The organism is Sphingomonas populi (assembly GCF_004208535.1).
Classification (GTDB): domain Bacteria; phylum Pseudomonadota; class Alphaproteobacteria; order Sphingomonadales; family Sphingomonadaceae; genus Sphingomonas; species Sphingomonas populi.
In genome coordinates this window covers 1-5,474 of record NZ_SGIS01000091.1, presented here as the reverse complement: position 1 = coordinate 5,474, position 5,474 = coordinate 1, and the positions used below count along the sequence as shown (strand labels likewise).

The window sequence follows — 5,474 nt, the reverse complement described above, 5'->3', positions numbered from 1 at the left end:
AATCGCCATCGTGAAGTTCCTCTCGTTGAAGGAACTCCATCGTCTGCCGCCGCCCCCGCAGGGCCAAACCTCAGCGCAGGCGCGCTACCTCACCGCCAACACCACTGCCGCGCAGCGGCTTCGTGCAGTGGGGCGGGAGCCGCCAATCGATCGCGAAGGGGGCGAGAACGGCGAAAACTGGCGGAGAGCTGCCGATCCGCTTCCTAGCGGCGGGCATCAATTGATGCGATTAGGTTGCTATGGGCATCCTGCATAAATCCGCCGCTACGATTGGTTTCTACGGTGATGATCTCGACCCCACAGAGATTACGGGGGCGTTGGGCGCCGAACCTACCGTCGGCGTAAGAAAGGGCGGTGTGTGGAAAACGAAGTCAGGAGCGGTGAAAACGGCGGTGACTGGATCGTGGAGGATCGAAGCCGAGTACTGTGAGTCGGGTGATCTCGATGGCCAGATCAATGGCTTGCTTGACGGTTTGTCGGACGATCTGGTTGCATGGCGATCCTTTTCACAGCGACACCGTGGCCGGGCATTCTGTGGGCTGTTTCTCGACAGCGGAAACGAAGGTCTGATGTTGCGGTCTGAGACGCTGTTGCGCGTCGGCGAGCGCGGGTTGCTGATTGACCTCGACATCTACGGTTTGGATCAGCCTGACTAAACGTCCGCAAATGGGGCGCGAGCCGTCATTCGATCGCGAAGGGGTTTAGAAGGGCGAAAAGTGGTGGTGATGCGACTGCCCGCTTTGCGTACGAAGGCACTGGTTATAGATGATGTTGCCAACGACCGAGCGTGTGAGGAGGAGTAGGATGTTAACGCTGCTGATTGCCTTGGCTGCCGTTGCCAGCGCGCCAGGCCAGACAAACTTGGACGAAGTTTGTCAGGTTGGCCGCGTCGCCCTTCAAGACCTTCCTGCTTTTAACGTCAATCGCAGCTACGCTAGCTATTACGCTAGCGCCGATGCCAATCGAAAGGACCTGTTGGACGTTTGCCCCGCCCTCCGGCGATTTGTTCCAGAAGGGTATCCAGTCGCCGATAAAGAGGCCCGCACACGAGCCAGCACCCATGTTCCCGTTCCAGGGCAGAGCAGTCCGCCAGCCGCTGAGATATTCTCGATCGACCCGCCACGCCTCTCTCCGGATAAGAAAACGGCTTTGGTCACAATGCGGTACGAATGCTCAGGGCTATGTGGGGGATATACCGAATTTCGCTACGTCCGCACCTCGGCGGGTTGGCGCCAAGAAAAGCCTACCGTCGTTGTAGTGTCCTAAGGATCGGCGCGGATTAGCCGGAACGGCGACAATTGGGCGGGAGCCGTCACCGATCGCGAAGGGGTTGAGAACGGTGAAAAGTTGTGGGAAGCGGCCGTTGGATGGGCGGCAATTAGGGCGTTGGCAGACACACGGTGAGGTGTATATAGAATATATATTCTAATAGATGCTGGAGAGGTTATGGCTAACAGACGCGATGTGTTGAAGGCGTCCACTGTACCTCTTCTGTTCGTCGGGGCACGTGCCGTCGCTCAGATCCCGGTTCGCGATGCGGCCTCCCAAGAGGAGTCATGCGGCCAGCCGCTGCTCGAATGGCCGCGCGGCATCGAGGGACAGCGCAAGGCCGACATGGGCGATGGCCGCTTCCTCAATCCGATATTGGCAGGCGACTATCCCGATCCTTCTGTGCTGAAGGATGGCGACGACTATTACATGACACACTCGTCGTTCGATGCGGCGCCGGGGCTGTTGATCTGGCACTCACGCGACCTGGTGAACTGGGGGCCTTTGGAACCCGCGCTCGACAAGCCATTGGGGACCGGCTTCGCCGTCGATATCGCCAAACACGATGGCCGCTATTTCATCTACATTCCCTTCATGCGCGCGCCGTGGTCAAAGGGTCTTGCCGACTTCGCCAACATCTTCGTCATCCACGCGCCCTCGATGCGCGGACCTTGGAGCAAACCGGTCGACCTCAAGATCGGTGGCCTGATCGATCCGGGCCATGTCCTCGGGGAGGACGGCCATCGCTACCTGTTCTTCAATGGCGGCAAGCGGGTGCGCCTCACGGCCGACGGCCTCGCAACGGCAGGGCCGATCGAGGACGCTTATACCGCCTGGAAATATCCGGACGACTGGATCGCTGAAGCGTACTCTCCCGAGGGGCCGAAGCTGTTCCGGCGGGGAGACTATTTCTACCTCGTGAACGCGGTTGGCGGCACTGCTGGCCCGCCCACCGGCCACATGATCGTCGCTGCACGATCGAAGACGATCCACGGCCCTTGGGAGAGTTGTCCTCACAACCCGATCCAGCGGACGCGATCGGCTAGCGAACGCTGGTGGTCACGCGGCCATGCGACTTGCGTCGAAGGTCCCGGTGGAAATTGGTTCATGGTCTATCACGGGTTCGAGAACGGCTATCAGACACTTGGGCGCCAAACGCTGCTCGAGCCGATCGAGTGGACTGCGGATGGTTGGTTCCGTGCGGTTGGTGGCGACTTGTCGAAACCTTTGCGCAAACCAGGCGGACAAGCAGTTCCAAACGGCCTTCCACATTCCTCGATTTTCAACAAAGCAGATATGGGTCGGCTCTGGAGCTTGTATGCGAGCGCACCCGACGACGCTGAAAGTGTCCGCTTCGAACCCGGCGCGTTGATCCTTGCGGGCAAGGGTAGGAGTGCCGCAGATGGAACCGTGCTGACGCAGCAGGTCGGCGACCGTTCATTCGAAATAACCGTCGAACTTGCACTGCGCGGTGAAAGCGAGGGCGGGCTGCTGCTCTTCTTCAACAACCGCCTATTCCTTGGCATGGGCATCGATGGCAAGCGTATGACCAGTTATCGCGGCGGCAAGGCCTCGTACTGGCCTGAACCGGCCCCGCCTTCGCGCCACATACATATGCGAATCGTCAATGATCGCCAGATCGTCACCTTTTATTACAGCCTGGACGACAAAGAATGGACGCGCCACGGTGTGCGCAGCCAAGTGACCGGTTACAACGCGAACACGATCGATGATCTCCTCAGCCTGCGGCCAGCACTTTTCGCGTCAGGCGCGGGCGAGGTGTCTTTTAGGCGGTTCGTGTATCGTGCGTTGTAGGCGAAATTTTACGTCCAAAGTTGGGCGTTAGCTGCCAACCGGACGGTTAGAATTTTGCGGGCAGGTTATTGATTGCCGGTCAGTTTCTGGAGAAAACCGTTCTACACTGACCGTGGATCAATCGGGATCATTTGCCACCTTTGCCTTCACCTTCGACAACGAGCGCTTGCCGTACTCGGCCAGAAAAGGCTGGGAACCCTTCTTGTCCTTCTTACGGATCGCGACCGTGGCTTTCTCTAGAAGTTGCTCGTCACTCAGTTCCGGGTAGCTCATTTCGACCTCCGCACGACGATGGGGGTAATTTGAACCGCTGATCGCTACTGTCTAGGGGCGGCTTAGAAGAGCTACGCCTCCTGTATTTATCGACCGTGGGCGGCTTCTGCCGATTGGCCTTCAGGCACGTAGTGTCGATCAATGGCAGGAACGGGGGAAATTGGTGGTGAGGCGACAGTCACTTTAGGCGATCTGGGCTGGTTAGTGACCGCCTCTTGAACAATGAACTAGGTCAAAAAACTGCCTGACCGGGAAGATATCATCTCGCGATCCGCCGGCATCAGGATTGAGCATGTGCACTGGCGCAGGCTCACCGCGCCGAGGGATGCCTTCCATGATATTGTAGGCTGCATCTGTAGTGATAAATAGGCGATCGCCATGAGGACGCGGGCCGTCGTCCGGATTAGGAGGACGCCAGTCAGGCTTCAACACATCTGTGGTAGATGCGATGTTCGTGCGTCCGTCCGTTCCGCCCTGCCAAGGCACCCACCAAGTAGTCTTGCCCGATTTTTTCGAGTGGATCGCCAACGCCAGTTCGCTCGGCCAGGCGTCTCCACTATCGACGGCTCGGAAGTATGCCGTGACGTCGGGCCATCCACGAAGAACGTAATGCGCCCTTTCGGCTGGGCATCCCGCTGTAGATATTGCTGCAAGTGCCAGTAAGCCGATCATGGCATCCTCTCCAGATTTTCATCAGGCTTAATGGACAGGCGAATGTCCGCAATAGGCGATGACGAGAAACTCAGTCTTCGTCCGTTTGTGGGCGCGAGCCGTCAAGCCGCTTTTCCTCCCGAAGCCCGCGCAGGACAGTTTTCAGGGATAGCGATCGTAGATAGCTGCCGGTCAAATCGTTCGTTCCATAAGGTTCATAGCTTTCCCCATCATCGACGTGAGACCGACCGAGGCGAACCCGTTGCGTTCGTAAAATGCGATCAGCCGGGTATTGGACCTAAAGCAATCCAGCCGCACGTTGGCCCGTCCGCGCTCACGGCCCATCCTGACTACCTCGCCAATGACCGCGCTACCGATGCCAAGACCTGCACGGCTGCGTTGGACCGCAAAGGTGTGGAGATAGATGCTGTCGCCGATTTCGCGATCGTCCCAGAACGGATGGTCTTCCCAGAGAATGCGGAATGCGGAGACCGGCGCAGCTCCCGCATACGCCAGGTACAGTTCACCCCGTTCGATGCGCGGGAGCATCCAAACGTCGTCGAAAGGATGGGTCCATCCCTCTGATCCAAGTGCTTTCTGCCAAGCGTTCGCGTCCTCCACTATCGAAGAAAAATCATGCCTCGTCTCGATGGTCGCTGGTCTGACTGCGATCTGCATACCGATGCATGTGGATTGTTAGCTCGGAAGATCAATCTGATTTCGTGCAAGCGATGCCTGCCAAGGCTAAGACCGCTTTCAGCGACGACGATCGGGCTCTCGAACGACGTTTGTTGGGCGCGAGCCGCCAGTCCGGAATCACGATTTCAGGAGCTACCGTCGATGGAGCGATTAGGCTGACAACGTCGCGCCAGCGGACGTCGAATGATGCGGCTAGCCCAGCCAGACCAAAGGAAAAGTGATCGCCGCGTCCTAATACTCCCGCCGAAGGGCTTCTTGCCTACACCGAGATGTCGGCGATTCAGTCGTCTACCTCCGCCAAACCGGCCATTCCGCTGTCGGCCCATAAGCCGCCACTACGTCAAGTGCCCAGAAAGTGTGCCCACTCGTTCATAAGGATCCGTCGCCGATCGAAGAAATCAGTGCGCCGATACGCCGCTTCAACCGCATTCGCGATCTGATGCGCAAGCGCCTTGTCGGTCACCTCCTTCGGAACGTCGGTGCATTCGGCTACCCAGTCGGTGAAGGTACTGCGGAAGCCGTGCACCGTCGCGTCTTCGATCTTCATGTCGCGCAGAACCTTGAGCATCGTCATGTCGCTGATCGGCTTGTCGCGACGCGAACTGAACAACAGGCTTTGCGGCTTCACAGCTCCGTGCAGTTCAAGGCGGCGCTGGCGCGAGGCTCTCAGAAGCTTAACAGCCGCAGGTGCTAGCGGCACGACGTGCGCTTCCTTCATCTTCATGCGCGATGCGGGGATCGACCATATCGCCTTGTCGAGGTCGAAC

At 58.5% G+C, this 5,474-nt stretch carries 6 protein-coding genes; 3 read left to right on the top strand and 3 right to left on the bottom strand.

Going from position 1 to position 5,474, the window contains the following annotated elements:
- The 3 genes from EWE75_RS25365 to EWE75_RS23610 form a co-directional block, all read left to right on the top strand.
- On the top strand, positions 1-256 hold a 256-nt coding region (locus EWE75_RS25365), incomplete at its 5' end, for a hypothetical protein (protein ID WP_206364868.1).
- Positions 240-656, top strand: coding sequence for a DUF4279 domain-containing protein (locus EWE75_RS23615; RefSeq protein ID WP_130160497.1), 417 nt, complete (start codon positions 240-242; stop codon positions 654-656). The genes EWE75_RS25365 and EWE75_RS23615, both read left to right, overlap by 17 nt.
- Before the next feature lie 790 nt (positions 657-1,446).
- Positions 1,447-3,084 (top strand): family 43 glycosylhydrolase, encoded by a 1,638-nt coding sequence (locus tag EWE75_RS23610; protein WP_130160496.1) that lies wholly within the window; start codon positions 1,447-1,449, stop codon positions 3,082-3,084.
- A 117-nt stretch (positions 3,085-3,201) separates the two neighbouring features.
- On the opposite strand, the gene EWE75_RS25220 is transcribed toward EWE75_RS23610, so the two are convergent.
- From EWE75_RS25220 to EWE75_RS23600, 3 genes are all read right to left on the bottom strand, one after another.
- Positions 3,202-3,357 (bottom strand): hypothetical protein, encoded by a 156-nt coding sequence (locus EWE75_RS25220; protein ID WP_165388517.1) that lies wholly within the window; start codon positions 3,355-3,357, stop codon positions 3,202-3,204.
- Positions 3,358-4,200: 843 nt separating this feature from the next.
- The gene (locus EWE75_RS23605; protein ID WP_130160495.1) at positions 4,201-4,686 is read right to left on the bottom strand and encodes a GNAT family N-acetyltransferase; all 486 of its coding nucleotides are present in this window, start codon (positions 4,684-4,686) and stop codon (positions 4,201-4,203) included.
- 361 nt (positions 4,687-5,047) lie between these two features.
- The coding region (locus EWE75_RS23600) for a tyrosine-type recombinase/integrase (protein ID WP_165388516.1) at positions 5,048-5,474 on the bottom strand (427 nt) is incomplete at its 5' end.